This window comes from Erythrobacter sp. SG61-1L, assembly GCF_001305965.1.
Classification (GTDB): domain Bacteria; phylum Pseudomonadota; class Alphaproteobacteria; order Sphingomonadales; family Sphingomonadaceae; genus Andeanibacterium.
In genome coordinates, this window is the sequence record NZ_JXQC01000003.1 from 479,468 (window position 1) to 502,053 (window position 22,586).

Consider the following 22,586-nt stretch of genomic DNA (forward strand, 5'->3'; position numbering starts at 1 on the left):
GCATCATGGACGTGGAAGTGAGCCAGTCCACCAGCCAGCCCGGGAGTACACGGCATGAGCGTATTCGATTCCATCCTGAAGAGCATTGCGGGTTCGCCTGACGATGTGGCCAATCTGGCCGCCAAGGTAGGCATTGATCCGGCAATGGCGGAAAAGGCGATTGCTGCATTGGGCCATGCCCATCAGCTTGAAGGCGATACGGTGGAAGCCGCCGCCGCGAAGACGGGCCTGCCCACCGGCACGCTCAAGCAGATCGTGGACCAGATCGGCGGCGAGGGATCGCTGATGGAATTCGCCAACATCCTCGACCGGGATGGCGACGGCAATCCGCTCGACGATATTGCTGGCATGGCCAAGGGGCTGTTCGGCAAGAGCTGAGCCATGGCGGGGGCATTGCCCCTCGCCCTGCAAAACGGATAGCATTCTAACAAATAGAATTGGATGAAGAGCTTCCGATTCTATATGATGCTCTGTGCGCATGCCCGATGCTGCCCGGATTACGGGCTGCAAGCGGGTTCCTGAATCCGGTCCTCCAAGGGGGCTGCCTTCACGGCAGGCGAGGATCGGTCAGGCCGCCTTTCGGGGCGGCAGCGGGCCGGGCTTTTCGGAAGAGGGGTTCGGCCCGCCATCGCTTCGCGGAGTCTGCCGGAATTCCTGGCCCAGCGCGGCAACGGCCTGCGCCATGGTGGGCGTGGACATCCAGCGCCCTTCCGATGCGAAATCCTCGCCGCGCAGGCGGGCGGTTGCCACGGTCAGGGCGGCGCCGCTCTGCTTGGCTTCGTACATCAGCTCGTCCGCCAGCCGCAATTCGCGGTCGATAGAGCGTCGGCCCGGTGCCAGGATCAGCGCGCCGACGCTGCAGCGCAGGCCATCGGCAAATTCATTGGTGGCAGTGTTCATCGCCAGATGCAGGCGGTTGGCCACGGTCAGGCCTGCCTGTGCATCGCGCACGGCCATATAGACGAGGAATTCGTCCCCGCCGATGCGGGCGAAGATGTCATCCTTGCGGATTGCGCTGCGCACATGTTTGGAAAAGGCCTGCAGGCTGGCATCGCCGCGGGCGTGGCCATGCATGTCGTTCAGAGCCTTCAGCCCGTCCAGATCGGCATAGGCGAGCACATGCCAGCCGCTGGTTTCCTCTATCGCGCCGGCCATTTCGAAAAAGGCCTTGCGGTTCAGCGCGCCCGTCAGCGGATCGGTGCGCGCAAGCCGCCATTCCACTTCGCAAGTGTGCCTTGCATGAGTGAGCAGGGCGATGATCGCCACAACCGGGGGAATGCGCAGGATGATGTCCAGCGGGGTAATCTGCCCGTGATAGGGATAGATCCCGTCACTGTTCACCCAGCCACTGGCGATCACGCAGCCGGCGAAAGTAGCCAGCGCCTGACGCCAGCCGATGGACCAGGCAGCCACGCCGATGAAGGTCATGTAAAGCGGGCCGACCCAGATGTCCTTGCCCGTCGCATAGTCTATCAGGGTAGTCAGCAGGACGCCGAGAGTCACGATGACCCACGCCTGTTTCGGCGTAACGCGAAACGCTGGACTGCGCCGCTCCGAAAAGCCCGAGTCCACCTTCGCACGCTGGTCTACCGCGTGTTTCCTGCCCATCGGCAAGCGTGTAGCCGAGTATCCCTAACACCCCGTTAAAGGGTGCGTGGGAAAGGGCGCTTTTCCACAGGATTCGGCGCCCTTTCCGTAGGGGCATGTGCGCCCCCGAACCGCTTGTTTCAGGACGGAAAAACCTGATCGAAAGCTGTTTCCAGACGGGCCAGGCTGGCCGGTACATCTTTCAGCTTGTCCAGCCCGAACAGGCCGATGCGGAAACTCTTGTAGTCCGGCCCTTCGTCCACCATCAGCGGCACGCCAGCGGCGATCTGGAGGCCAAGGGCGGCGAACTTCTTGCCGGTCTGCAGTTCCGGATCGTCGGTATAGCAGACCACCACGCCCGGCGCGCCGAAGCCTTCGGCCGCCACGGACTTGATGCCGCGCGCGGCGAACATCTCGCGCACCTTGTTGCCCTGTTCCCACTGGGCGGCGCAAAGCTTGTCGAAACCGATCTTCTTGGTCTCCAGCATGGCATCGCGGAATACGCGCAGCGCGTCGGTGGGCATGGTGGCGTGATAGGCATGGCCGCCGTTCACATAGGCTTCCATGATCGTGTTCCACTTGCCCAGATCGGCGGCAAAGCTGGTGGACTTGGTCTCGCGGCAGCGTTCCAGCGCCACGTCGCGCATCATCACCAGACCGGCCGAGGGCGGGGCGGACCAGCCCTTTTGCGGGGCGGAAATCAGCACGTCCACGCCGGTGGCTTCCATATCCACCCAGGCACAGCCCGATGCGACGCAATCCAGCACGAACAGCCCGCCCACGGAATGGACTGCATCGGCCAGTGCGCCGATATAATCTTCCGGCAGGATGATGCCCGATGCGGTTTCCACATGGGGCGCGAACAGCACGGCGGGCTTTTCCGCCTTGATGGCGGCCACCGCTTCCTCGATCGGCACGGGGGCGAAGGGCGCATCGGCCCCGCCATTGCCGGTGCGGCGGGCCTTCAGCACGATTTCTTCCGCAGGGATCGAACCGGCTTCGAAAATCTGGGTCCAGCGATAGGAGAAGAACCCGTTGCGGATCACCATCACCTTCTGATCGGTGGCGAACTGGCGGGCGACCGCTTCCATCCCGTAAGTGCCGCCGCCCGGCACCACCACGGCGCGCTTGGCGTGATAGACTTCGCACAGCGTATCGTGGATGTCGCGCATCACGCCCTGGAAGGCCTGGCTCATGTGGTTGAGCGAACGGTCGGTGAACACCACCGAGAATTCGAGCAGGCCATCAGGATCAATTTCAGGGCGCAAACCGGGCATGTGTCTCTCCTTTTGTCGCGAGGGCCTTTTTCATGTTTCGGCGCGCTAGGCAAATGGGAGTTGGTATTGGGGAGGGGGCTTTCGGGAACTGTCCGACCCAGCCTTCCTACCCCCGCCCATCCTGAGCCTGTCGAAGGACACGCGCTGAGTTTTGAGCTGGGTGCCCTGTATGGGTCCGGCTGGGCAAATGTTCCGCGCGTCCTTCGACAAGCTCAGGATGAGCGGGTGTGGGCTTAATTCGTCATTCCCGCGAAAGCGGGAACCCAGTTCAACCGTTGCCGCTGGATCCCCGCCTTCGCGGGGATGACGAAGGGTAGGGTTGTAGTCGGGCGCAGGCAAAGAACCCCATCCGGCGGCAAACCCGGACCTTACCGCCATCGCAGAGCAAACAAACCAATCGCGCGGCCGGCACGGCGTCAGGAATGGCGCGTGCAGGAGGCGGGCGGAAGGATAGCGAAGGGCCGGGGGCATCCACCATGCACCTGGCTCAACCCGATCGGTGACCGGCCGGAAAAGGCGCCCGCGGGCTCGCAGCCGGGCATCCCTTTCTCGCGGGTGATGATCCCGCGCCACTGGCGGTTCTGCGTGCACGCCCCGGATGGCCTGCCCGCAAGAGGGGGCAGGATCGGGGGCGGCCGGTGAAATCCGCGCATCCGGTAACCGCATCTGGCGCAGGCGGCTTTGCCAAGGGGTAACGCCCCCAACAGACACACACCCGCACCGGCCGCGTTGTTCAAAGCGAACAAGGGAGGAAAGGCAGTCGACATGCCGCCCTCCGGATTGGAGGCTTGCAGCGTGCTATTGCTGCAAGGTGCGGGGCATATAACCGAAACGGTTCGTGATGTCAATTGAAAACACCGAATGCACCCATTGCACTTCACATGTCACCCCGGATTTATTCCGGGGTCCAGCTTTCTGGCGGGAAGAAGAAGCTGGATCCCGGAACAGGTCCGGGATGACCAAGGCGGCAGGGGCTGAACCCAACCCACACTCGTCATTCCCGCGCAGGCGGGGATCCAATTCGGCGGTTGCTGCTGGATCCCCGCCTGCGCGGGGATGACGAAACAGGAAGCAGCCTAAGGCTCGCGGCCTCCGCCTGAAACCGCCGCTTAGCCCTTGGCGCTTTCCACATAGCGGGCGACGTTCTTGGCCAGCACGTCCAGCGGCACATTGCCGCCTTTCACCACGGCATCGTCAAAGTCCCGCAAGTCGAAGCGGTTGCCCAGTGCCGATTGTGCAAGGCCGCGCTGACGCACGATTTCGGTGTGGCCAACCTTGTATCCGCAGGCCTGGCCCGGCCAGCTGCAATAGCGGTCCACTTCGCTGGCTACTTCCTGCGGATTGTCGCCATTGCGTTCCACGAAGAAGGCCACGCCCTGTTCGCGGGTCCAGCGTTTGTGGTGCAGGCCGGTATCCACCACCAGGCGGCAGGCGCGGAAGGCCTGATCCTGCAGATAGCCCAGCCGCCATGCGGGATGATCGGCATAGGCGCCCAGTTCGTCCGCCAGTTGTTCGGCATAAAGCGCCCAGCCTTCCGAATAGGCATTGAAGGCAAGGCGGGAACGGATCAGCGGCATCTGGTTGGCATATTCGCCCTGCCACACATGGCCGGGGATCGTTTCGTGATGCACCAGCGTGGGCAGAGTATATTCGCGGTGCAGATCGGTGGTCAGCAGGTTGATCCACATCTTGCCGGGGATGGTCCCGTCAATGGAGCCGGAACCGCCATAGGCCGTGGGCGCGCCGGGTTCTTCGGACAGGGGCAGGCGGCGCACTTCCAGATTGGCGCGCACCTGCGTGCGGAAGGCGCGCGGCATCTGCGCCCTGATCCAGTCTATCCGCTGCTGGATGAAGGCCATGATTTCCGCCCGGCCGGGGTCGCCTTCCGCAAACTGGAAGCGCTTGTCTTCGCCCAGTTCGCGCATGCGCTGGCCGACGGAACCGTCCTTATAGCCGATGTCCCGCAGGATGGCGTCCATCCGGCCGTGGATCTCGGCAAGCTGGGTCAGGCCCATTTCGTGGATTTCATCCGGCCCCAGCGTAGTGGTGGTGCTGGCCTTCAGTGCCCAGCGATACCATTCCTCCCCATCGGGCCGCGCCCACATACCGGCATCGTTATTGGCCTGATAGCGCTGCAGGCGCAGTTCGGCGAGCTGGCGTTCCAGCGCGGGCACCACCTTGCCGGTGGCGATACGGCTGGCGGCATTTTCCCAGTCGCCGGGAATATCCTTCGTGCGCGCGGTCAGCGACGTGACCAGCCCGCCGCCCAGCCTTGCATCGGCGAGCGAACTTTCCATCTGGGCAATTGCCTTGTCGAGCAGGAAGGCGGGCGGGATCACGCCCAGCCGCGTGGCGGCCTGCATCCGCTCCGTCTCGCCATCCAGCATCGCGGGATAGGCTTCAAGACGGGCGATATAGGCTTCCGCATCCGCCTTATCGCGCACGGGATGATCGGAATCGAGGAAGCGCGGCACGTCCAGATAGGCGCCGACATTCTGGATCACCACGTAAGGTGCATTGCGCCAGCCGCCGGTGGCCACATCGCCATAGGGCAGGGCAAAGCCTTCCAGCGCAGTGGCATAGGCGCTTTCGACCACTTCGAGGCTGGTCAGCGTGGCTGCATCCAGGCCCGTCTTGTCGAAGGCGCGGACCTTTGCCAGCCCATCTTTCAGATTGCCCGCATAATGGACCATGCCTTCAAGCGAGGTGTCCGCCATGCGCGATCGCAGATAGGCCTTCGCGCCCGTGTCGATGCCAAGGCCGGTGGCGGTGCCGGGTTCCAGTTCGATCAGATCCCAGGCGATTTCGTCCAGCAGGGCAGTTGCCGTTTGCGGCGGTGGCGCGCTGGAAAGGCCTGCCTTGTCCATGCAGCCCGCAAGGGCGAGGGAGGAGATGCCCGCGCCCAGCCCGGCAAGGGTCTGGCGGCGGGTTAGTTTCATCTGAACCGGGTTTTGCATGGGCGGTGTGTGGAATGAACCGCCAGCCCTGTCAAATGGCGTGCTTTGCAGCGCCGTTCTGGGCCGCTAGGGGAGGGGAATGGACACCGTGCTTTCCATCCTGATGCTCGCCTCTCTTGCCATGCTGGTCGGTGCCTTCGTGCTGTGGCGCAAGGGCGGCCAGATCAAGCAGGTGGCACTGATGGTGCTGCTGGCCTTCGTGATGATCGGCAATGTGCTGATCTGGACCATTCCTGACGAAAGCGGCAAGGCGCCGGCCCAGAAGGCCGACGCGCTCGCCAAGTAGGTCAGGCTAAATCACTTCGTCATTGCGAGCGACCGAAGGTCGCGCGGCAATCCAGGGTGGTGCGTGCCGTGCCCTGGATTGCTTCTTTAGCTTCGCTTCCTCGCAATGACGATGGAAGCAGGGCGTTGTGCCCTTCAGTCCGGAATCCGCCAGCTCACCGAGCCGGACCAGGTTCCGACGATCTTTTCGCCATTGGCATTGCTGGCCGGATCGAACCGGGCGCGGCGCGAGACATTTTTGCAGGTCGCCTCGTCCAGCCCGGCAAAGCCGCTGCTGCCGGTGATTTCGCAGCTCTGCACCTTGCCCGAACTGCTGATGACCACGCGATATTTCGTGGTGCCGGTGTGGCCCAGCCGCAGGTCGCGCGCCGGATAATCCGCCGTCGTCACCCAGCCGGAGCGGTCATTGGCGGGGCTGGGGTTCTTCGGCGTGAAGAGCGGCGTAGGTGTCGGGGTTACCGGAACGGTCGGCGCGATGGTGGGCCGGGGTATCGGATCGAGCACCACTCCAGTCGATGTCGGGAAGGGCTGCGTCTCGACCTGCACGTCAGTGTTCTGTCTGGTGTCGAGCGGCGGGTTGACCGTGGTGATCGTGCTGGAAGGCGTCGCACTGGGCGTTTCTGTGGGCGGCGGTGGCGGTGTTTCCGTCGGAAAATCGGTCAGGATCAAGTGACCCTCATCCTCCTTCGGCACGAATTTCGCGGCCAGCCCGTAAATCAATACGGCTCCGAGAGCCGCGTGGACGATCGCCACCGTGGCGATCGAAGTGGCTTTGCTGGCGCCACTCTGACGGTCGACATAGGCCATTGCATGCTCTCCTTTGTTTCGGCCGCCCATTATGTTCTGGGTGCTCAGGAAAGCGGGCGACCGCTTTTGATGTTATAACGTTACAATGGCTCGCAAGAGTCGGCAAGCGGTGAAATCGGGCTAAGCGGAAATACGAAAGGGGCGGGCACGCTAATGCGCACCCGCCCCGGATTTCGGCGATTTTCCAGCCTTAACGGATCGGACAATCCGGCGAGAGGCGGAAGTCGAGATATTTGTCCACCGAACCCATCAGATCTTCGATCTCGTGCTCGAAGAAGTGGTTCGCCCGGGGGATTTCCTCGTGATGGATGGTGATGTGCTTCTGCGTGCGCAGCTTGTCGACCAGCTTTTGCACGGCCTGCGGCTGCACCACCGTGTCAGCCGCGCCCTGAACGATCAGACCGCTGGCCGGGCAGGGGGCCAGGAACGAGAAGTCATACATATTGGCCGGCGGAGCGACCGAGATGAAGCCGCGAATCTCCGGGCGGCGCATCAGCAGCTGCATGCCGATCAGCGCGCCGAAGCTGACGCCGCCGATCCAGGTGGTCTGCGCTTCGGGATGGATGGACTGCACCCAGTCGAGCGCGGCGGCCGCGTCGCTGAGTTCGCCCACGCCATTGTCGAAGCTGCCCTGGCTGCGGCCCACGCCGCGGAAATTGAAGCGCAGGGTGGCAAAACCGCGATCCACGAAGGTCTTGTAAAGACGCTGCGTGATGCGGTCATTCATCGTCCCGCCTGCCTGGGCATGCGGGTGCAGGATCATGGCCACCGGCGCGCGCGGGCGCGGGGCGGGCTGGAAGCGGCCTTCGAGGCGGCCTTCGGGGCCGGGAAAAATGACAGCAGGCATGGTCGGCTCTCGAAATAACGGGTGAGTGCGCGGCTGGCGCGCGGTGAGTTGCTGGCTATATAGTGCCGAGTGCGATTTTCGCAATTGCCCACCGCCGAAAGCCTGCAAAAGCCCTTGATGCCCCGAAGAATCTATCTCGATTTTGCTGCGACCACTCCCCTTCTGCCCGAGGCTGGGGAGGCCATGCGCGAGGGGTTTGGCATCTGGGCCAATCCCTCCAGCCCCCATGCGGAAGGCCGCAAGGCCCGTGCCGCGCTGGAGGATGCGCGCGCCCGGATGAAGGCGGCTCTGGGCTGGGACGGGGAAGTGATCTTCACTTCCGGCGCCAGCGAGGCGCTGGCCATCGCGCTGAAACAGGCGCAGGCGCCCCTGCTGGCGGTGAGCGCGGTGGAGCACGAATCCGTGCTGCGCCACGCAGGCGATGCGGCGCGCCTGCCGGTCGATACGCTGGGGCTGGTGAACCCTGCCGATTGCGCATTGCCGGGGCTGGTCGCCGTGCAGCAGGCCAATAGCGAGACGGGCGTGCTCCAGCCGCTCAACGCCATTGCCGAGGCTGTGCGCAGCGCGGGCGGGGTGCTGCTGGCCGATTGCGCGCAAGGGGCAGGCAAGCTCACCTTGCCCGATGCGGACCTGATCGCGCTTTCGGCACACAAATTCGGCGGCCCCATCGGCATCGGCGCATTGCTGGTGCGCGACTGGGCGCTGCTGAAGCCCACGGGCGGGCAGGAACGCGGCTATCGCGGCGGGACGGAGAACCTGCCCGGCGCCATGGCCATGGTCGCGGCGCTGGAGGCGGATCGCGCATGGCTGGACGAAGCGGTGCGCCTGCGCGCCCTGCTGGACGATGCGATTGCGGCGGCGGGCGGGGAGTTGCTGTGCGTGGAAACCGCGCGCGTTCCCTCGATCGCTGCCTATCGCATGCCCGGCATGTCGGCCAATGCGCAGCTGATCCGCTTCGACGCGGCAGGCTTCGCGGTTTCGGCGGGCAGCGCCTGTTCTTCCGGCAGCCTCAAGGTCAGTCACGTGCTTTCCGCCATGGGCTATGCCGATCCGGGCGAAGTAATCCGCGTGAGCATCGGGCGCGAGACGAGCGAGGCGGATATTCTGGCCTTTCTCGAACAATGGCGCGCCGTGGCCGGACGGGCGGCCGGATGATATTTCCTTCGTCATTACGAGCCCGGAGGGCGAAGCAATCCAGGGCGTTTATATCCGGCACTGGATTGCCGCGTCGGCTTCGCCTCCTCGCAATGACGAGGTAGGGGCCCTGCATGATCTATCTCGACTATCAGGCCACAACTCCGCTCGCGCCGGAAGCGCGGGATGCGATGCTGCCGTGGCTGGGCGGGCCGGAGAGCATGGGCTTCGGCAATCCCCATTCGCCGCACCGCATGGGCAGGCAGGCCGCCGCGGCAGTGGAAGCGGCGCGCGATCATGTGGCGGCACTGCTGCCGCCGGGTGGGCGCGTGATCTTCACTTCCGGCGCCACCGAAGCGATCAATCTGGCGATCAAGGGCACTGCCCGCGCGGGCCGGGCGATTGCCGCCAGCGCCATCGAACATGCCGCCGTGCTCGATTGTGCTGAGGCCGTACGGGAAACCTGCCCCACACATATCCTGCCGGTCGATGCCGATGGGCTGGTCGGCGCCGATGCGCTCCTCCCCGAAGGACTCGGCCTGCTCGCGCTCATGCAGGTCAATAATGAGATCGGCACGATCCAGCCGGTCGATGCGCTGGCACAGGCTGCCCATGCGGCGGGCGCGCTGGTGCTGTGCGATGCCGTGCAGGGGGCGGGCAAGCTTTCCGCGCCTGCCGGGGCCGATTTGATCGCGATTTCGGCCCACAAGCTTTATGGCCCCAAGGGCATTGGCGCCCTGTGGGTGCGGGATGGGGTGGAGCTTGTTCCGCAGATGCACGGCGGCGGGCAGGAGCAGGGCTTGCGTTCCGGCACGCTCAGCCCGGCCTTATGCGCGGGTTTCGGCGCGGCGGCCAAGCTCGCCCGCGCGCGCATGGATGCCGATAGTGCCCATGTCGAAATGCTGTGGCGCCATGCGCGGAGCCTGTTCGCGGACTGGGTGCTGAACGGCAGTGCGCCGGACCGCTGGAAGGGCAATCTCAACATCCGCCGCCAGGGACTGGACGTTGCCCGCCTGATGTCGGATCTGCGCGACGTGTGCTTTTCCGCAGGCTCCGCCTGTGCCTCGGGATCGGGCCGCCCCAGCCATGTGCTGCGCGCGCTGGGCCTTTCGGATGCAGAGGCAAAAAGCTCGATCCGGATCGGCTTCGGGCGCTATACGACGATGGAAGAACTCGAAGAAGCCGCCGGGAAGATCAATCAGGCGGCGGCATTGCAGGAATAGAGATGGTCAAGGTCACATTCGTCACTACCGATGGCACCAGGCTCGATGCCGAAGGCGAAGAAGGCATTTCGCTGCTGGAGGCGGGGCAGGCCATCGGCATGCCGCTGGAAGGGACGTGCGAAGGGCAGATGGCCTGTTCGACCTGTCATGTAATCGTCGATCCCGATTGGTTCGGCCGTCTCAAGCCCGCCAGCGATGACGAGGAAGACATGCTGGACCTTGCCGCCGCAGTGGAACGCACCAGCCGCCTGTCCTGCCAGATCGTGCTGACGCCGGAACTGGAAGGGCTGACCGTGCGCATCCCGCGCGAGAGCAAGGACGCGCAGGGTTATTGAGGGGAATTGGTCATTGCGAGGAGGCGAAGCCGACGCGGCAATCCATAACGTCGCGCGCCGGGCCTTGGATTGCTTCGCGGCCTTGCCGCTCGCAATGACGACATTTGCCGTCGATAATGTGGATTCCCGCACAAGCTTGCTAGAGCACCCGCCTTTGGGGTGTTAGGGCTATCCCATGGCCATCACGACCGAAGACGACGACGCATTCGACGCGATCGTCGATGCACCGTTCGATTCCGCCCTGTCGGAGCGCTATCTCGTCTATGCGCTCTCCACCATCACCGCCCGCTCGCTGCCCGATCTGCGCGACGGGTTGAAGCCGGTGCATCGCCGCCTGCTGTGGGCGATGCGGGCGCTGAAGCTCGATCCGGCCAATGCCTTCAAGAAGTCCAGCCGCGTGGTGGGCGACGTGATCGGCAAATATCACCCGCATGGCGACGTTGCCGTCTATGACGCGATGGTCCGCCTCGCGCAGGATTTCTCTCTGCGTTACCCGCTGGTGGAAGGGCAGGGGAATTTCGGCAATATCGATGGCGATAATGCCGCCGCCTATCGTTACACCGAAGCCCGCCTGACGAAGACGGCGATGCAGTTGATGGACGGGCTGGACGAAGGCACCGTCAACTTCATACCGACTTACAATAATGAGGAAGAAGAGCCTGAAATCTTTCCGGGTCTCTTCCCCAATCTGCTGGCCAATGGCGCCACCGGCATTGCCGTGGGCATGGCCACCTCTATCCCCAGCCACAACGTAGCCGAGATCATCGACGCGACGCTGGAACTGGTCGACAATCCGCATGTCGAACATGCCCGGCTGATGGAAATGTTCCACGGACCGGACTTTGCGACCGGCGGCGTGATCGTGGATAGTCCGGCGGCGATTTCCCACGCCTATGAAACCGGGCGCGGCGCCTTCCGCGTGCGCGGGCGCTTCCATGCGGCCGAGGCAAAGGAAGAGGCGGATCGCGATGCGGGGATAGAGCGGCTGGGCGGCGGGCAGTACCAGCTCGTCATCTCCGAAATTCCCTACATGGTGCAGAAGGGCAAGCTGATCGAGCAGATCGCCCAGCTGATCGCCGACCGCAAGCTGCCCATCCTGGAAGACGTGCGGGATGAAAGCGATGAGCAGATCCGCATCGTGCTGGTGCCCAAGAGCCGGAATATCGACCCGGAACTGCTCAAGGAATCGCTCTACAAGCTGACCGATCTGGAAAGCCGTTTCAGCCTGAACCTCAATGTGCTGGATGCCACCCGCACGCCGATGGTGATGGGGCTGAAGGAACTGCTGGGCAACTGGATTGCCAGCCAGATCGACATCCTCCAGCGCCGCGCACAGCACCGGCTGGACAGGATCGCGGCCCGGCTGGAACTGGTCGAAGGCTATATCATCGCCTTCCTCAACCTTGACCGGATCATCGAGATCATCCGTACCGAGGATGAGCCGAAGGCCGTGATGATGGCCGAATTCAACCTGACCGACCGGCAGGCAGAAGCGATCCTCAACATGCGGCTGCGCAGCTTGCGCAAGCTGGAGGAAATGGAACTGCGGCAGGAGCGGGACGACCTGCTGGCCGAGCGTGACGATCTTGAAAAGCTGCTTGCCTCGCCGGAACGCCAGCGCACGCGCCTGAAGCGCGACCTGCGGAACCTGCGCAAGGATTATGCGGAAGATACTGCGCTCGGCCGCCGCCGCACCACCATTGCGGAAGCCGCGCCGACGGTGGAATTCACCATGGACGCCATGATCGAGAAGGAACCGGTGACGGTGATCCTTTCGGCCAAGGGCTGGATACGCGCGGCCAGGGGGCATGTTCCGCTCGATCAGGAATGGAAGTTCAAGGAAGGCGACGGGCCTGCCTTTGCGCTCCATTGCCAGACGACCGACAAGCTGCTGATCGCCGCCGATAATGGCCGTTTCTACACTCTGGGGGCGGACAAGCTGCCCGGCGCGCGCGGCTTTGGCGAACCGATCCGTACCATGGTGGACATAGAGGCGGATGCCGGGATCGTCTCCGCGCTGGCCTACAGGGCCAAGGGCAAGCTGCTGCTGGCCGCCACGAACGGCAAGGGCTTCGCCGCCGAAATGGACGAGCTGCTGGCCGAAACCCGCAAGGGCCGCCAGGTGGTGAACGTGAAGGGCGATGTGAAGCTCAGCGTCGTGCGTCCGATTGCCGAGGAAGACGATCACGTCGCTGTGGTGGGCGACAACCGCAAGCTGATCGTATTCCACCTGCAGGAAGTGCCCGTGATGGGCCGCGGGCAGGGCGTGCAGCTGCAGCGTTACCGCGATGGCGGCATGTCCGATGCCGTCACTTTCAAGCTGGACGATGGGCTGAGCTGGACCATGGGCGGCGATACGGGCCGCGTCCGCACCGAAAAGGACATCCGCATGTGGAAGGTGGCGCGCGGGGCGGCCGGCCGCCTGCCGCCCACCGGCTTCCCCCGCGACAACAAGTTCTGATTGCAGCCATGAAAAAGGCCGGGCGCGATTGCTCGCACCCGGCCTCTCCCGTCGCTGTCAGCGGGAATTTCAGGCGCCGGTCGCTGCGTCCAGCGCGGCCTTGTCGATCAGCAGGGCGGGGTTGCCCGCCGCATCGGCAGTGAACAGGTTGCGCGGCAGAGTGATGGGCGCGCCGGCGGCGCGGTCGATCACCACATTGCCTTGGGCGTCCAGCTCGCGGATCTTGCCCACTTCGGTGCCGTCCGAAGTCTTCACGGTCTTGCCGGCAGTCAGCGCGGCTTCCAGCGCGGCCTTGGCCTTGGCGGCGGCTTCGAACTGCGGAGCCAGGGCCTGATCGAGCTGTTCGGCCGTGAAGGGCAGGGCCAGCTGACCGGCTTCGTTGGCGTAGAACTGGTCCTTCGGGAAGGCAGTGTCGAGGCCCTTATAGGTCACCACAACGGTGCCATCGGCTTCGATCGACTTGACGGTGCCCAGATTGCCGCCAGCGGCACCCTGAATGGAGGCTTCCGGCTTCAGCACGGCGGCCAGCTTCGCGGCAGCTTCCGCATTGGCATTGGCCACGAATTCGTCCAGCCCGGCCTTGGTCAGGCCGATCAGCGGGCCCTTGGCGCCCTTGCCGAAGGATTCATTGGGCAGAGTGGCCTTGTGCGTGCCGGTATCCACGATGACATACCCGTCGCCGACTTCCACGATCTTGCCGACTTCGCCTGCATCGGACCCGTAAACCATTGCGCCGACGGCCAGGCCGACATCGTCCTGCGCAGCCGCCGGGATGCTCGCCATGGCAAGAAGGGAAGCTGCGACCAACTTCGTGAATTTCATCAACCTACTCCGTCTTAGTTCAATCGAACCGAACGCCCGCATCGCGGGCAGAAACCTGCGCAAGGAACGCAAGAACCGGATTGCGAGCCACCGACACCGCGCAAGGGCGGAATCCCGATACAGCCTTGGCTGCAAAAGGCACGGGCCGTTTGATAACCAAGGTTATCAAGTGGTGCTCGCGTTATGTAAGGGTGTCTTATCCATCAATCCTCCGGATTGGCAACGCCCAAAGGTCGCAAATCCGGGATGAAGTGAAGCTGAAGCAGGCCGAAGGCCGCGGTTCAGGCAGGTAATTCGCTCTCGAGCAAGTCCAGAACCCGTTCGCGGCCGGGAAAGCCCTCGGCAATCCAGCGCGCTTCGACCGTGCGCAGGATTCGCGCCACGTCCGGCCCGGCCTTTACCCCGCGCCGTACGATCTCTCCGCCTTTCAGCGGAAGCTCTGGAATGGCCCAGCCCATGATCGGGGCGGGATCGCTGCCGGACAGCAGCAGGCGGTCCACCGCGCAATCCAGCCCGCAACGATAGGCAAGGGCGTGTGGATCGGCGCCGTCGTCGCACTGGCGCGCGGCGACGCAGGACAGGCGCTCGCGCTGGGCGCGCGACAGGCGCAACCGCGCCGCAACCCCTTCGGCCACCGTGGGCAAGGGCGGCAGCAGGGCCTCCATCCGGCGGATTGCCAGCGGGGCGATACCGGCGGCTTTCTCCGCCGCGATCAGGCCGGGCAGGTTTTCGATTGCCTGTTGCGTCACTTCGGGCAGCACGACGCCCAGCACTTCGCGCTGATACATGCGCAGCAGCGTGTCGGTCGGATCGGGCAGGCCCAACAGGTTCAGCAGTTCCATCGCCACGCGTTCCCGGCTGAGGCCCTTCAGCGTGGCGGCCAGCTCCGCACAGGCTTCCTCCGCCTCGGGATCGAGGCCCGATCCGAAACGCGCCTGAAAACGGTAGTAGCGCAGGATGCGCAGGTGATCCTCGCGGATGCGCTGGCGGGCATCGCCGATGAAGCGCACGCGCCGGGCGGCAAGATCATCCAACCCGCCGAAATAGTCGAAGATCTCCAGCGTGCGCGGATCGACATAGAGCGCATTGATCGTGAAATCGCGCCGTGCGGCATCGTCGCGCCATTCGCTGGCATATTCCACCGTGGCCCGGCGCCCGTCGGTCGAAACGTCGCGGCGCAGCGTGGTGAGCTCCACCTTGCCGTCCGGCAGCAGCGCCGTGACCGTGCCGTGATCGATCCCGGTGGGGATAGTGCGAATGCCCGCGCGTTCCAGCCGCGCCATGACGTCGCGCGGCTTGAGCGGCGTGGCGGCGTCAATGTCATAAGGTTCCACGCCCAGCAGACTGTCGCGCACGGCGCCGCCGACCCAGCGTGCCTGTGCGGCGCCATCCGGCCCATTGCCCAGCGCGTCGATCAGGCGGGCAAGGTCCTCGCGCTGTGTCCAGTGAGCGGCGGGGAGCACTTCAGCCACGGATAAGTCCTTCCCAGGCGAGCCGTTCCGAGAGGTTTTCGATTATCGCGGCAGTGACGCCCCAGATGCGGTGCCCCTCCCACACGATCTCGGTATATTCGCGCAGGCGCCCGCGATATTCGGCCTGCTTGCGCACCCGGTTCGCCGGATCGAGCACGAAGTGCAAAGGTGCCTCGAACCAGTCGGACACTTCATGCGGATTGGGCACGATCGGCAGGTCCGGCGGCAAAACGCCCATTACCGGTGTGATGTCATAACCGGTGCCGGTAATGAACCGGTCAGTCGCGCCGATAACTGAAATATCGGAAGGGTTTATCCCAAGTTCCTCATGCGTCTCGCGAAGTGCGGCGGCAACTGCATCCTCACCCGGATCGAGCTTGCCGCCCGGAAACGCCACTTGCCCGGCATGCTGGCGCATGGCCAGCGGACGATGGGTAAGGATCACGCCCGGTTCTGCCCGGTCGGTAACGCCGATCATCACCGCGGCCGGGCGCACTTCGCCGGGCGGGGCAAAGGCCGCATCGGTCCGCAGGCCGGGAAGCTGCACGCCGTGGCCTTCGTCAAAGATGATCTTCAGCCTGTCGAACAGCGGGCCCATAAGAATGCCCTGCCAGAACTGCCTAGCCCCGCCAAGGGCCGAGCGTTCCTTCGCTGGGGAGCACGGCCGGGTTCACGGCGCGCACCAGCAGCCGGTCTCGCTCATAGGGGCCGGGGACTTGCCATCCGCCAGTGGGGGCGGCGCTGAATCCGAAGAAGCGCCCGTAATAATCGGCATCGCCGATCAGCACCTGCGGCAGGGGTGCCCGGTCATCCAGCGCGCCGAGCATGGCCAGCATCAGTGCCTGGCCGTAACCTTCACCCTGTCGTTCGGGAACGACTGCAACCGGGCCGACCATCAGCATGGGATGGGCACGCCCTTCAGGGTCGGTCAGGGCGACCGGCCAGGTCTGGATCGTGCCGACCAGATGGCCTTCATCGTCCAGCGCGGCGAAGCTGAGGCCCGGAAGCCAGTCCATCCCTTCGCGCACCTTGTAGGCGGTTCGGCCGTGCCGGTCTGTCCCGAAAGCGCGGTCGAGCAATTGCTCAACCAGCGCGGGGTCCACCGCATCGAGCGGGATCAGGGTGGGGGAAGAGTCGGCAGCGTCCATGGGCCGCGCGCGATAGGGTCATGCGCGGTGTGGCGCAATCAAAACCGCATTGGTTGAGATTATCGTCGCAACTTCCGTACAGGGGTGCGGATCAGCGGGCACACTGCCCGCGACCCGCTATTCCTTCGGGGTAAGCTTCAGCAGCTTGCCGCCCGGACCGTCGCCCACCACCCAGATGGCCCCATCGGGCCCTTGCACGATGTCCCGCAGGCGCATGCCGAGATTGACGCGTTCGATCTCGCGCGCCTTGTCACCCTCGATCGCCACGCGCACCAGCGCCTGTGTCTTGAGGCCGGCAATCAGCGCATTGCCGCGCCATTGCGGGAACAGGCCGCCCGAATAGAAGATGAAATCCCCCGGTGCGATTACCGGGTTCCAGGCGATTGCGGGGGCCGCCAGATCGGGGCGAGTGGCGTTGCGCGGAATGGGCGTGCCCGAATAATCGTCGCCATCGGAAACCAGCGGCCAGCCGTAATTCTTGCCGGGTTCGACAAGGTTCAGCTCGTCACCGCCCGCCGGGCCATGCTCAAGCTCCCACAGGCGGCCCTGACCATCGAACTTCAGCCCCAGCAGGTTGCGGTGGCCGTAAGACCAAATCTGCGCGGAAACGCCGCCCATGGAGGCAAAGGGATTGCCGGGGGCAGGGGAGCCGTCGGGCATCAGGCGTACCACCTTGCCCAGATTGGTGTTCAGATCCTGCGCCGGGGCGCCCTGCATCCGTTCCCCACTGGTGACGAACAGGTGATTGCCATCGGGCGAGAAGGCGATGCGATGGGAGAAATGGCCGAAGCTGGCGATAGCAGGTTCCTGCCGCCAGATCACTTTCAGCCCTTCTATCGCGCATTTCGTATCGTCGGTGCAATTGAGCTTGCCCATGCCGACCACGGCGCGGCGCTTGTTTTCCGGATTGGGGTCTTCCGCGCGCTCGGCCCAGCTCAGATAGATCCGGTGGCTGGTGGTGTAATCCGGCGCGAACACGAAATCGCCAAGCCCGCCTTGTCCGCCATAGGCCACTTCGGGCACGCCGCTCACCTCGCCAATGGCGCCGCTGGGCGTAAGGAACTGGATCGCGCCCTTCTTTTCGGTGATGAACAGATTGCCGGTGCCGGGTTCGAACGCCATGGCCCATGGTTCGTTGAACGCACCCATCTGGGTGACGGCAAAGGGGCCGATTACACCGTCCGTTGAATTGACGACGGATTGCGCCGAACTATCCCCGGAATAGGCGGAGTTGCAGCTTGCGAGAGCAAGCGCGGCAAGGGCAAGAAGCGGGGCAGAAGCCCGGAAATTCCTGTTCATGCTCTGCTCAACACCTGATCCCCGTTTTTGTGCCGAGCTTGGTGCAGAAAACATTCTCGCCGGTGTGGACGAGGCTGGTCGCGGGCCGCTGGCTGGCCCGGTTGTGGCCGCAGCCGTGGTGCTGTGCAAGCCCCGGCCCAAAGGACTGGACGATTCCAAGAAGTTGTCCCCCGCCAGGCGCGCCAAGCTGGACCTTTCGATCCGCGCACGCTGCGCATGGGGCATCGGCGTGGTGGACGTGGAAGAGATCGACCGGATCAATATCTTCCAGGCCACCATGCTGGCGATGAGCCTAGCAGTGGCCAATCTCTGCGATGCGCTGGGCGCGCAGCCCGCGCAGGTGCTGATCGACGGGAACATGACGCCGGCGGGCAGGCGGGAGGAATGGCGCTGGCCCGCCCGCGCCATCGTGGGCGGGGATGCTCTGGAACCGGCAATCTCCGCCGCCTCCATCATCGCCAAGGAATATCGCGACCGTATGATGCGCGAGGCGGCACTGGCGCACCCGCATTACGGCTGGGAAAAGAACATGGGCTACGGCACGCCCGAACATCTCGCTGCCCTGCGCGCCCACGGCCCGACCCCGCTGCACCGCAGGAGCTTTGCACCCGTGGCACAGATGGAGCTGTTCTAGGGGGCGATGCGCACAAGGTGCGTGGTCCGTTCCAGAATTAACCGACATCCGCTCGTCCTGAGCCTGTCGAAGGACACGCGCTGACATGCAACCCGGGGCATGGCATACCGCGAAGCGTGAAGATTCTTCCAGGAACTGCCGTCTTGCGCGCCCTTCGACAGGCTCAGGGCGAGCGGAGGTGAGTGGAGGGCGCAGCCCATCCCTGTGAGTGAGCCGTGGAGCACCTACCCCGCAAAGGCCTCCGCCTTGAGCTGGTCGATATAGGCCCGCGCGAAAGCCTCCAACTGCTCGGGCGAGGGTGGGCCGCTGTTTTCGCCGCTCTGATGGCTTGCTTCCTCACGCCCATGGGCCATTTCCTCCCGGCTATTCACCCGGGGATAGGGCAGGTCCGGCACGGGCACGCCGAGGAAGGCACAGAGCGGTTCCCAGCCTTCGCGCGCGGAATAGACCAGCAGCCTTTCTGGCGGCACGGCGTCGATCACCTGCTGGGTCCAGCGGCGGAAATAGTCGGTCATGAAGGCACGGTCGTCGATCCGGTCGCCGAAATCGGCATAGACAGTCGCATCGAAGAAAGGTGCGAGCGGCCCATCGCTGAAAGTGGCGCGGTGGGGTTTGGAAAAGACCGTCGCGCTCACGGAATCGAACCAGCTGTCCGCGTCGCGCGTGGTCAGGATGATCTTGGCCTGCGGGTAATAGGCAGCCAGTTCGCGCCAATAGGTACAGCCCGGATAATCGCAGGTAGCGGCAAAACCGTCGAAGATTGCGTCCCAATCCGCTCTGCCCTGCGCCGCCTCGATCCACAGCGGAACGCTGCGCCGCGCAGAGGCCAGCACTTCGGACATGTGATAGCATGGGCCGAAACCCAGATGTTCCAGTGCGAATTTCAGTGAAAACGTGCCCGTGCGGCCAAGTCCGGCCCCGATTACCTGCAACGCCATTGCCCTCTCCCTCCGGTGGTCCGGTCGGTATCCCGATGGGGCAGTGTGGCGCGGCGTGGCCAAACCGCAAGCTGTGGATGAAAAAATCCGCACTCGAGTCCGCGCGGCCACACCCCCTACATATCGAGTCGCTGCAACGCGCCGGGACTCAAGATGCTGTGGCGGACTCTATTCGTTCTCGTCGGCGCCTCGACTCGGTCCGCCGCATGTGGAGCGACTCGTGGGTTGACGCGGGACTCCGGAGGATTCACCCTTGTGGATAAGTACAGGGGTATTTTTTGATGGTTCAAGTCCTGACAAGGCCGCGCACTACCGCGCGAAAGACTGATATTGCCGCAAGGCCCGAACTGCCGCTCAGCACGATCCTGACCGGCGATTGCATCGAGGCCATGCGCAGCCTGCCTGCGGCGAGCGTGGACATGGTCTTCGCCGATCCGCCGTATAACCTCCAGCTGGGGGGCGATCTCAATCGCCCGGACGGCAGCCATGTGGATGCCGTGACCGACGATTGGGACCGGTTCGACAGCTTCAAGGCCTATGACGATTTCACCCGCGACTGGCTGACCGAGGCGCGCCGCGTGCTCAAGCCCGACGGGTCGCTGTGGGTGATCGGTTCCTACCACAACATCTTCCGCGTGGGCGCGATCCTGCAGGATCTGGGCTTCTGGATTCTGAACGACATCGTGTGGCGCAAGTCCAACCCGATGCCCAATTTCCGCGGCACGCGCTTCACCAATGCGCATGAGACGCTGATCTGGGCATCGCAGGGCGAGAAGGCGAAATATCACTTCAATTATCGCGCGATGAAGACGCTGAATGACGAACTTCAGATGCGCAGCGACTGGGTGATCCCGATCTGCAGCGGGCAGGAACGCCTGAAAAAGGCCGGCTCCAAGGTCCACCCCACGCAGAAGCCCGAGGCGCTGCTCTATCGCGTGATGCTTGCCACTACCGAGAAGGGCGATGTCGTGCTCGACCCGTTCTTCGGCACCGGTACTACCGGCGCGGTGGCCAAGCGCCTGGGCCGCGAGTGGATCGGCTGCGAGCGGGAAGGCACTTATCGCGAAGCCGCGTTGGAGCGTATCGAGATGGCCCTGCCGCTCGATGAAAGCGCGCTGAAGACGATGCAGAGCCGCAAGGACGCACCGCGGGTAGCCTTCGGCGCGCTGGTGGAAGCCGGCCTCATTACGCCGGGCACTGCCCTGTTCGACAAGAAGGGCCGTTTCCATGCGCAGGTGCGGGCGGACGGTTCGATTGCTTCCGGCACGGAAACCGGATCGATCCACGGCGTCGGCAAGAATTTGCAGGGTGCGCCCAGCTGTAATGGCTGGACCTTCTGGCACCTGGAGCATCAGGGCGAGGTCAAGCCGCTGGATGCGCTGCGCCAGCTTTACCTGCTGACTATCGAAGACTGATCCGAGAAGACTGCTGACCGCGCGGGAAGGGCGCCGGGATTACCGGCGCTCTTCCGCTGCCAGTTGCTTCGCGGTCTTCAGCGTCTGCACCACGAAGATCAGGATCATCAGCGCACCTGCGCCGCCAAAGGTCAGGTCGAAGCCGGATACATCGGCAAACCAGTCCCGGTCATAACCCATGATCATCATCACGAAGGTGGTGCCGATCAGCACGAAACGCAGTTCTGTCGGCCCCATGGCGAGATAGGACAGGCGCATTTCGCCCAGCACATGCGTGGCCAGGAAGGCGTGGATCGACAGCAGCAGATAGCCTGCGAGTGTCACCATCGCGACGTTGAACGAGACATAGGGGCTGAGGCCGATCCCGGCGAGGATCAGCAGCAGGGTCAGCCCGTCGCAGCTGTGATCGATGAAATAGCCGAAGTGCGGGCGCTCGATCTTGCGGAAGCGGGCAAGGCTGCCGTCGAGTGAATCCCCGAACCACTGGATGACATAGCCGGCAATGGCCAGCCACAGCCAATAGACACTGAAGGTGCTGAGCGCATAGCCGGCGAAGATCGCCACCGCGCCTGCCACGCCGGTTCCGGTCAGCAGGTCGGGCGTGACCCATGCGGGCAGCCTCGCGCAGATCCAGTTGAGGAGCCGACGTTCGGAAACCGCCAGAACATTCTGCTGAATCCGTGCGACGGGCTGGTGAGCCTTTTGGCCTGTTGTCATGGTCAACTTATGTAATCAAACTGAAACATTCACAAGCGCGCTTCTTGAGGCTCGACAGGCCCCTGTCCCAATGTGGCATTGGCCAGCGCCCGCCCTGCTGATAGGGCGGAAGGCATGACCCAGAAGCTCTATATCTGCCCCACCGGCCTCGTCACTTCCCCGCAAAGCGTGGAGGGCGATGCGATCCGGCTGGCGGGCAGCCTTGCCTATGCCCAGTCCTTCGCGCTGATCGTCAGGGAGAACGGGCGGGTGGTCACGAATCTGCAGACCACGGCGCGGGGAATGGGGCAGGCATTGGGAGACATCCCGGCCACCTTGCAGGCACAGGCCGCGATGCAGTGGGAAAACCTGCGCAAGATCCATTCGCCGATCCAGTGCGGTGAACGGGTCGTGCGGCTGGAACAGCCGCAGGTGATGGGCATTCTCAATGTCACGCCGGACAGTTTTTCGGATGGGGGCAAGTTCCTCGACGATCCCACGGTAGCGAGCGATCATGCCGCGGCCATGCTGGAAGCGGGTGCGGCGATCATCGACATTGGCGGCGAAAGTACTCGCCCCGGCGCAGCCGCCGTGTGGGAGGGGGATGAGATCAAGCGCGTCGTCCCGGCCGTGGAGGCCGTGGCCCTGATGGGCGGCGCGATCAGCGTCGATACTCGGCGCCCCGCAGTTATGGAGGCCGCCCTCGATGCCGGGGCGCATATTATCAACGACGTTTCCGCGCTGCGCCACGATCCGCGCAGCCTTGGCCTTGCTGCCAGTTCCAAGGCGCCGGTTATCCTGATGCACGCACCCGGCAATGGCGAGGATCTGCATGCCGATGGGAAATACACCAATGTCGTGTTCGACGTGTTTGACTGGCTGGCCGATGCGCGTGATCGGGCAATGGCGGCAGGCATTTCGCGGGAACTGATCGTGCTCGATCCGGGCATTGGCTTTGGCAAGACGCTGACGGAAAACCTCGCGCTGCTTAACGCGCTGCCCCTGTTCCATGCGCTCGGCCAGCCGCTGCTGCTCGGCGCCAGCCGCAAGCGCATGATCGGCGCGCTGTCCAACGAGGCGCCCGCCCATCAGCGGCTGGGCGGTTCGCTTGCCGTGGCGCTGAAGGGCATGGATGCCGGCGTCCATCTGCTGCGCGTGCATGATGTGGCCGACACGGTGCAGGCCCGCAATGTGTGGCGCGGAATGCGCGACGCGGCGCTGACGGATTTCTCCGCCCTGCCGGGCTGAC

21 protein-coding genes are annotated in these 22,586 nt (G+C 64.2%); 9 read left to right on the plus strand and 12 right to left on the minus strand.

Features of this window, described 5'->3' with window-relative positions:
• Window positions 1-54 precede the first annotated feature (54 nt).
• Window positions 55-378 (plus strand): hypothetical protein, encoded by a 324-nt coding sequence (locus SZ64_RS02470; RefSeq protein ID WP_054529379.1) that lies wholly within the window; start codon window positions 55-57, stop codon window positions 376-378.
• A 189-nt stretch (window positions 379-567) separates the two neighbouring features.
• Here the strand turns inward: SZ64_RS02470 and SZ64_RS02475 are convergent, their stop codons facing one another.
• The 3 genes from SZ64_RS02475 to SZ64_RS02485 all read right to left on the minus strand — a co-directional run bounded on the left by SZ64_RS02475 (window position 568) and on the right by SZ64_RS02485 (window position 5,821).
• Window positions 568-1,503: a GGDEF domain-containing protein gene (locus SZ64_RS02475; RefSeq protein ID WP_054529380.1), complete on the minus strand. Its 936-nt coding sequence runs from the start codon at window positions 1,501-1,503 to the stop codon at window positions 568-570.
• A gap of 224 nt (window positions 1,504-1,727) precedes the next feature.
• Complete coding sequence (locus tag SZ64_RS02480) at window positions 1,728-2,864, minus strand: aminotransferase class V-fold PLP-dependent enzyme (protein WP_054529381.1); 1,137 nt, start codon at window positions 2,862-2,864, stop codon at window positions 1,728-1,730.
• Between the two features lie 1,109 nt (window positions 2,865-3,973).
• Entirely contained in the window at window positions 3,974-5,821 is a 1,848-nt protein-coding gene (locus tag SZ64_RS02485) for a DUF885 family protein (RefSeq protein WP_054529382.1), read from the minus strand.
• Between the two features lie 79 nt (window positions 5,822-5,900).
• Between SZ64_RS02485 and SZ64_RS02490 the strand changes: the two genes are divergently transcribed.
• Complete coding sequence (locus SZ64_RS02490; RefSeq protein ID WP_054529383.1) at window positions 5,901-6,107, plus strand: hypothetical protein; 207 nt, start codon at window positions 5,901-5,903, stop codon at window positions 6,105-6,107.
• A 134-nt stretch (window positions 6,108-6,241) separates the two neighbouring features.
• Here SZ64_RS02490 and SZ64_RS02495 read toward each other — a convergent pair whose 3' ends face one another.
• Entirely contained in the window at window positions 6,242-6,913 is a 672-nt protein-coding gene (locus tag SZ64_RS02495; RefSeq protein ID WP_054529384.1) for an energy transducer TonB, read from the minus strand.
• Window positions 6,914-7,103: 190 nt separating this feature from the next.
• Complete coding sequence (locus tag SZ64_RS02500) at window positions 7,104-7,760, minus strand: alpha/beta hydrolase (RefSeq protein ID WP_054529385.1); 657 nt, start codon at window positions 7,758-7,760, stop codon at window positions 7,104-7,106.
• Between the two features lie 117 nt (window positions 7,761-7,877).
• Here SZ64_RS02500 and SZ64_RS02505 point away from each other — a divergent pair, with 117 nt between their 5' ends.
• The 4 genes from SZ64_RS02505 (at window position 7,878) to parC (ending at window position 12,913) form a co-directional block, all read left to right on the plus strand.
• Window positions 7,878-8,915 (plus strand): aminotransferase class V-fold PLP-dependent enzyme, encoded by a 1,038-nt coding sequence (locus SZ64_RS02505; protein WP_054532055.1) that lies wholly within the window; start codon window positions 7,878-7,880, stop codon window positions 8,913-8,915.
• Window positions 8,916-9,028: 113 nt separating this feature from the next.
• Window positions 9,029-10,117: a cysteine desulfurase family protein gene (locus SZ64_RS02510; protein WP_054529386.1), complete on the plus strand. Its 1,089-nt coding sequence runs from the start codon at window positions 9,029-9,031 to the stop codon at window positions 10,115-10,117.
• Between the two features lie 2 nt (window positions 10,118-10,119).
• Window positions 10,120-10,452 (plus strand): 2Fe-2S iron-sulfur cluster-binding protein, encoded by a 333-nt coding sequence (locus tag SZ64_RS02515; RefSeq protein WP_054529387.1) that lies wholly within the window; start codon window positions 10,120-10,122, stop codon window positions 10,450-10,452.
• Window positions 10,453-10,627: 175 nt separating this feature from the next.
• Window positions 10,628-12,913, plus strand: coding sequence for a DNA topoisomerase IV subunit A (parC, locus tag SZ64_RS02520; protein ID WP_054529388.1), 2,286 nt, complete (start codon window positions 10,628-10,630; stop codon window positions 12,911-12,913).
• Between the two features lie 69 nt (window positions 12,914-12,982).
• On the opposite strand, the gene SZ64_RS02525 is transcribed toward parC, so the two are convergent.
• From SZ64_RS02525 to SZ64_RS02545, 5 genes are all read right to left on the minus strand, one after another.
• Complete coding sequence (locus tag SZ64_RS02525) at window positions 12,983-13,735, minus strand: hypothetical protein (protein ID WP_054529389.1); 753 nt, start codon at window positions 13,733-13,735, stop codon at window positions 12,983-12,985.
• Window positions 13,736-14,016: 281 nt separating this feature from the next.
• Window positions 14,017-15,207 carry a CCA tRNA nucleotidyltransferase gene (locus SZ64_RS02530; RefSeq protein WP_054529390.1) on the minus strand — a complete coding sequence of 397 codons (1,191 nt, stop codon included), beginning with the start codon at window positions 15,205-15,207 and terminating at the stop codon, window positions 14,017-14,019.
• Window positions 15,200-15,805: a CoA pyrophosphatase gene (locus tag SZ64_RS02535; RefSeq protein WP_054529391.1), complete on the minus strand. Its 606-nt coding sequence runs from the start codon at window positions 15,803-15,805 to the stop codon at window positions 15,200-15,202. Before SZ64_RS02535 ends, SZ64_RS02530 begins: the two co-directional genes overlap by 8 nt.
• Window positions 15,806-15,827: 22 nt before the next feature.
• A complete protein-coding gene (locus SZ64_RS02540) occupies window positions 15,828-16,355 on the minus strand; it encodes an N-acetyltransferase (RefSeq protein ID WP_054529392.1) in 528 nt (175 codons plus the stop codon).
• Between the two features lie 117 nt (window positions 16,356-16,472).
• Window positions 16,473-17,654: a PQQ-dependent sugar dehydrogenase gene (locus SZ64_RS02545; RefSeq protein WP_054529393.1), complete on the minus strand. Its 1,182-nt coding sequence runs from the start codon at window positions 17,652-17,654 to the stop codon at window positions 16,473-16,475.
• Between SZ64_RS02545 and SZ64_RS02550 the strand changes: the two genes are divergently transcribed.
• Window positions 17,653-18,288, plus strand: coding sequence for a ribonuclease HII (locus SZ64_RS02550; protein ID WP_054529394.1), 636 nt, complete (start codon window positions 17,653-17,655; stop codon window positions 18,286-18,288). The two genes, SZ64_RS02545 and SZ64_RS02550, sit on opposite strands and share 2 nt — an antisense overlap.
• Window positions 18,289-18,512: 224 nt before the next feature.
• Here the strand turns inward: SZ64_RS02550 and SZ64_RS02555 are convergent, their stop codons facing one another.
• Window positions 18,513-19,226 (minus strand): sulfotransferase family protein, encoded by a 714-nt coding sequence (locus SZ64_RS02555; RefSeq protein ID WP_054529395.1) that lies wholly within the window; start codon window positions 19,224-19,226, stop codon window positions 18,513-18,515.
• Window positions 19,227-19,507: 281 nt separating this feature from the next.
• Between SZ64_RS02555 and SZ64_RS02560 the strand changes: the two genes are divergently transcribed.
• The gene (locus SZ64_RS02560) at window positions 19,508-20,641 is read left to right on the plus strand and encodes a site-specific DNA-methyltransferase (RefSeq protein WP_054529396.1); all 1,134 of its coding nucleotides are present in this window, start codon (window positions 19,508-19,510) and stop codon (window positions 20,639-20,641) included.
• 39 nt (window positions 20,642-20,680) lie between these two features.
• On the opposite strand, the gene SZ64_RS02565 is transcribed toward SZ64_RS02560, so the two are convergent.
• On the minus strand, window positions 20,681-21,358 hold the full coding sequence (locus SZ64_RS02565; protein WP_054529397.1) for a CDP-alcohol phosphatidyltransferase family protein: 678 nt from the start codon (window positions 21,356-21,358) through the stop codon (window positions 20,681-20,683).
• Between the two features lie 114 nt (window positions 21,359-21,472).
• Here SZ64_RS02565 and folP point away from each other — a divergent pair, with 114 nt between their 5' ends.
• Window positions 21,473-22,585, plus strand: coding sequence for a dihydropteroate synthase (gene folP / locus SZ64_RS02570; protein ID WP_054529398.1), 1,113 nt, complete (start codon window positions 21,473-21,475; stop codon window positions 22,583-22,585).
• Window position 22,586 lies beyond the last annotated feature (1 nt).